Raw genomic sequence first — 2,988 nt, 5'->3', positions numbered from 1 at the left:
ATAAGATCTCAACCGCAATTAGAATTCAGTTCTGACTTATTTTCAGCATAAAGTTGAAATATTGACCTGTTTATAGGCAGTTACAATGCTTATTTCTAAAATCGTCAAAACTTTCGGATAGCAATGATTTTAATTATACTGTTAAAACAGTAAGTATATTTAATTATGGGGGCGCTTTTTAGGGTGTGAAAATATTTTGCTTAACTCTTCGGTTAAATTTTCAAAATCGGCTAATTGGTCTTTTCTGCAAATTGCTTTTATCTCCATAAAATGATTAAAATGCGTCAGCTCAATTTGTTTTTGATAATTTGCCAGCGTCAGTATGAGATTGTCTTTTCCAGAATCTACGTTAGAATTTTCGTTCAGCAGTTGGTATAATTTATTTTTTGAAATTCGGATAGAGTCGTCCAAACTGCGAATTTTTTGCTGGTGCAACAAAATAACTTTATCATATTCAGCAATCTGACTTTTGTCAAAATGCAGTTTTTCTATCACAATTTCTTTTGGCATTCTTTTACTTTCAGGTTTATTTTTCTTTGATAAAAACAAAAAACCTATCGTTCCGCAGTTGAGCAGGAAAAGCACAGACACAGAAATAATCAACAATTTTTGCTTATTCATAATTCCGTATACAATTGATTTGTAGGATTAATTGTTTGTTCTAGCCGACTCATTTCTGATGAATTGGATGAGGGAAAACTGTTTAGTAAAATTATATTTAATCCAATCAACAATGCAATCGATGCGGCTACCATCCAAAGTGTGTGTATTGAAATCACTTTTTCATCATTGATCTTGTGTTCAATTCTCAAATACAAATCTTCTGACGGAACCGCTTGAGTCATTCCATTCGTGCTATTTAATACAGACTTTATAAATTCTTCCTTATTCATTGATGATTATTTTTGATGATTTGCCTGCTTTTTTTAGACGATTTCTTTATTTATTTCTTGCGGTATCCTTCAAATTTATTTTCTAATTTTTCTTGAAGTGCCTTCTTTGCCCTAAAAATCAACGATTCCACCGCCGAAATACTCAGTTTCATCACCTCTCCAATTTCAGGATTACTCAGTCCGTCGAGCTTTGAAAGTACAAAAGCCGTCTTTTGATTTTCATTCAATTCGTTGATAACAGCAAATAAAACGGCCGCATTTTCTTTTTGTTCCAAAGCAATTCCGGGATGTTCAAAGTTCGAATGATTGTGAAGTTCCCATTAATTTTCAGATTTTTTGCCAAAAATAAAAAACCGTTTGGCACTTTTTTTTGTTTAAGAAAGTCCAAACTTTTGTTGATAGCGATGCGGTAAATCCATGTTTTTAATGAAGATTTTTCATTAAAAGTTCCGAGTGAACCATGAATTTGGATAAATACGTCTTGCGTAATTTCTTCAGCATCTTCAATGTTTTGCAAATAATGCAAGCCTACATTATAAACCATTAGGTTGTACTGTTTATAAATGCTTTGAAAATCTGCTTTGTTGGATGACATAAACAAAAGTTTGCATTTTTAAGACTCAAATTCTTAAAAAAAGTTTAAATATACTCTTTTTTTAAAAAATAGATTATGTTTATTTACTTTTCAAATCCATGAATACAATTGTCTTTGACTTTTTTCCAATTTAATCCCACGAATAAAATCTTGAACACTATTTTTGATACCAATCAAAACATAACCAACGATTTCAACCGTGGGTAAATTAGTGTAAGGTTCCAAAAATAGGTTTGTTTTGGTTTTTGATCCCTAATCAGCTCCCTCTACTTTGGAGAGGGTTGGGGTGAGGAACTTTTGTACAATAATTTTTTAATTCCTACAATTATCCTATATTTGGCAGTCAATAAATACCGAGAAATCGGACATTAACTCAATAGTATAAACATGAAATTACTAGAAGGAAAAACAGTCATTATCACAGGAGCAAGTCGCGGAATTGGTAAAGGAATTGCCGAAGTTTTTGCAAAAAACGGTGCAAACGTCGCTTTTACATACAGTTCATCAGCTGCATCCGCTCAAGAATTAGAAAACGAATTGAATAAATTAGGCATAAAAGCCAAAGGATACCAATCCAATGCTGCAGATTTCAGTGAAGCAGAAACTTTTGTACAAGCAGTTTTGGCTGATTTTGGAACCGTCGACGTATTGATCAACAACGCCGGAATCACAAAAGACAACCTATTGATGCGTATGTCCGAAGCCGATTTTGACCAAGTAATTGATGTCAATCTAAAGTCGGTTTTTAACATGACAAAAGCCATCCAAAAAACGTTTCTAAAACAACGCTCAGGCTCCATCATCAACATGAGTTCGGTAGTAGGAGTAAAAGGAAATGCGGGTCAAACCAATTATGCCGCGTCAAAAGCAGGTGTTATCGGCTTCACAAAATCAGTCGCTTTGGAGTTAGGTTCGCGAAACATTCGTTGCAACGCCATCGCACCAGGTTTCATCGAAACCGAAATGACCGCAAAACTCAATGAAGACGTCGTAAAAGGTTGGAGAGAGTCTATTCCTTTAAAACGCGGCGGTAGCACTGACGACGTGGCCAATGCTTGTCTGTTTTTCGCCTCCGATATGAGTACCTACGTGACGGGACAAGTCATGAACGTATGCGGCGGAATGTTAACCTAAAGCACAATTTTCAGGAGCTTAATCCTGCTGTACGCTGTATCTTTTTTTAATTGCCACAGGTTTCAACCCGTGGCAAGTAAAAAAAGGATGCCGCTTCCATCAGGGCTAGGGGTTCCGTTTTTCAGCAGAAATTTTTCGTTTTAAACATAATTTATATTTGCCTTTCGAATTCCCTTCCATTCGGAGGGGTTGGAGGAGGCTTCCAACTCATAAATGACAACAACCACCATTTTATTACTTCTACTTTCAATAGTTATAGCAGGTGGACTGTCTTATTTTCAATATTTTCACAAAGCTAAAAACAAATCGAGAGTTCAATTGCTTTTGGCTTTATTGCGTTTCGGGGTCTATTTTGGAATACTGTTG

5 protein-coding genes are annotated in these 2,988 nt (G+C 35.1%); 1 reads left to right on the top strand and 4 read right to left on the bottom strand.

All coding sequences use genetic code 11. The annotated features are described in order from the left end of the window. Positions 1-159 precede the first annotated feature (159 nt). The 4 genes from ACIQ2X_RS15310 to ACIQ2X_RS15295 form a co-directional block, all read right to left on the bottom strand. Entirely contained in the window at positions 160-510 is a 351-nt protein-coding gene (locus ACIQ2X_RS15310) for a hypothetical protein (RefSeq protein WP_396179835.1), read from the bottom strand. Between the two features lie 107 nt (positions 511-617). Further along, a complete protein-coding gene (locus ACIQ2X_RS15305; RefSeq protein WP_396179834.1) occupies positions 618-893 on the bottom strand; it encodes a hypothetical protein in 276 nt (91 codons plus the stop codon). Between the two features lie 50 nt (positions 894-943). Beyond that, entirely contained in the window at positions 944-1,168 is a 225-nt protein-coding gene (locus ACIQ2X_RS15300) for an RNA polymerase sigma factor (protein WP_396179833.1), read from the bottom strand. Beyond that, positions 1,117-1,488 (bottom strand): RNA polymerase sigma factor, encoded by a 372-nt coding sequence (locus ACIQ2X_RS15295; RefSeq protein WP_396179831.1) that lies wholly within the window; start codon positions 1,486-1,488, stop codon positions 1,117-1,119. The genes ACIQ2X_RS15300 and ACIQ2X_RS15295 overlap by 52 nt, the downstream gene beginning before the upstream one ends. Positions 1,489-1,875: 387 nt before the next feature. Here ACIQ2X_RS15295 and fabG point away from each other — a divergent pair, with 387 nt between their 5' ends. Further along, a complete protein-coding gene (gene fabG / locus ACIQ2X_RS15290) occupies positions 1,876-2,622 on the top strand; it encodes a 3-oxoacyl-[acyl-carrier-protein] reductase (protein WP_396179830.1) in 747 nt (248 codons plus the stop codon). Positions 2,623-2,988 lie beyond the last annotated feature (366 nt).

This window comes from Flavobacterium sp., assembly GCF_044368625.1.
Classification (GTDB): domain Bacteria; phylum Bacteroidota; class Bacteroidia; order Flavobacteriales; family Flavobacteriaceae; genus Flavobacterium.
The sequence above is the reverse complement of the archived record's forward strand: the minus strand, read 5'-3'. Positions and strand labels throughout refer to the sequence as shown.

Coding starts and splice junctions, on each gene's coding strand:
- ACIQ2X_RS15310 (WP_396179835.1), bottom strand. CDS start 510: ATGCCAAAAGAAATTGTGATAGAAAAACTGCATTTTGACAAAAGTCAG.
- ACIQ2X_RS15305 (WP_396179834.1), bottom strand. CDS start 893: ATGAATAAGGAAGAATTTATAAAGTCTGTATTAAATAGCACGAATGGA.
- ACIQ2X_RS15295 (WP_396179831.1), bottom strand. CDS start 1,488: ATGTCATCCAACAAAGCAGATTTTCAAAGCATTTATAAACAGTACAAC.
- fabG (WP_396179830.1), top strand. CDS start 1,876: ATGAAATTACTAGAAGGAAAAACAGTCATTATCACAGGAGCAAGTCGC.